Annotated in this window: 1 protein-coding gene; it reads left to right on the top strand. The window is 68.3% G+C overall.

Annotated elements, in window-relative coordinates; genetic code table 11:
* Positions 1-57: 57 nt before the first annotated feature.
* Entirely contained in the window at positions 58-1,506 is a 1,449-nt protein-coding gene (locus tag RM423_RS24630; RefSeq protein WP_449555816.1) for an IS1380 family transposase, read from the top strand.
* Positions 1,507-1,666 lie beyond the last annotated feature (160 nt).

Below are 1,666 nucleotides of genomic sequence, written 5' to 3'. Positions count from 1 at the left end.
CCCGGGGCTTTCATGGTGGCGGCGTGCCGGTGAACTGAAAAGTGCTCCAGGTCAACGATGATCGAGGTTCTTGAGGCCAGATCGTCGTCAACAAGGAGCACCTTCAGGGTGAAGAATATCGGTTTGTATCCGGGTGTCCACATCGACACGGCAGCGACCAGGACCGTGTCCCAGGCCGGGGCGGTGGCGTTGGTCGAGACCGTCCGGGCTTCGGGCCTGGACTGGGGCTTGTCGCAGGCTCTGGATCGGTGGCGCAAGCCCCTGGCGCGTCATGATCCGGGCAAGATCGTGGCCGATGTGGCGCTGGCGTTGGCGGTGGGCGGGGACTGCTTGGCCGACGTGGCGGTGCTGCGCGCCGAGCCTGCGGTGTTCGGCCAGGTGGCCTCGGACCCGACGGTGTCGCGGCTGGTCGACACCCTCGCCGCAGACGCCGACCGGGCCCTGAAAGCGATCGACTCTGTGCGGGCGGCGGCCCGGGCCAGGGTGTGGGCAACCGCCGGGGAACACGCCCCGGACCACGCCGCGAGCGCGGATAACCCGGTGGTGATCGACGTCGACGCCACCCTCGTGACGGCGCACTCAGAGAAGGAGAACGCGGCACCGACGTTCAAGAAAGGGTTCGGGTTCCACCCCTTGCTGACGTTCGCCGACCACGGCCTGGGCGGGACCGGTGAGCCTCTTTCAGTCATGCTGCGCAAGGGAAACGCGGGCTCAAACACCGCCGCCGACCACATCGCCGTGCTCAAGGCGGCGTTCGCGCAGCTCCCCGGACACCAGCCCGGCCGCCGGCCGGGCAGATCGGTGCTGGTCCGCGCCGACGGCGCTGGCGGCACCCACGAGTTCCTGTCGTGGCTGACCGGGCAGCGGGTGCAGTACTCGGTCGGGTTTCCCCTGCCCGACACCTTCACAAACCAGTTGGCCATGCTCGACAAGGCTGAAGTGTGGCAGCCGGCCTACGACGGCGACGGCCAGATCCGGTCCGGGGCGTTTGTCGCCGAAGCCACCGGCCTGCTGAACCTCGCGTCGTGGCCCGAGGGGATGCGCGTCATCCTCCGCAAAGAACGACCCCACCCCGGCGCGCAACTACGGATCACCGACCACGACGGCAACCGGGTCACCGCGTTCGCGACCAACACCACCCGCGGCCAACTCGCTGACCTCGAACTGCGCCACCGCCGGCGCGCGAGGTGTGAGGACCGGATCAGGGTCGCCAAAGACACCGGCCTGCGGAACCTGCCGCTGCACGACTTCGACCAGAACCGGATCTGGCTCGCGATCGTCGCCTTGGCCGTCGAGCTCACCGCCTGGCTTCAGATGCTCGCCTTCGCCGACGAACCGGCACGCCGGTGGGAACCCAAACGGCTGCGGCTGCGGCTGTTCTCGATCGCTGCCCGGCTCGCTGACCACGGCCGAACCCGACGCCTGCATCTCTCAGCCCACACCCCGTGGGCAACGCTGCTTGCCGCCGGCATCGACCGCCTCCGGCTGGTCCCAGCACCAGGCTGAACCCACCCCCAACCGCCTCGACAACCAGAACACACCGGCATGTGGAACCGGCGAACCGAGCGACTCGGCCAAATTGTCATGCCCCCACGGCACAATCGGAAACCACAGAGGCTTCCGCCTCAACAACGACGACCAACAGGCGCTGCGTGAAAGTTTCGGG

This window comes from Jatrophihabitans lederbergiae, from assembly GCF_031845305.1.
Classification (GTDB): Bacteria; Actinomycetota; Actinomycetes; order Mycobacteriales; family Jatrophihabitantaceae; genus Jatrophihabitans_A; species Jatrophihabitans_A lederbergiae.
This window is presented reverse-complemented; position numbering and strand designations above follow the sequence as displayed.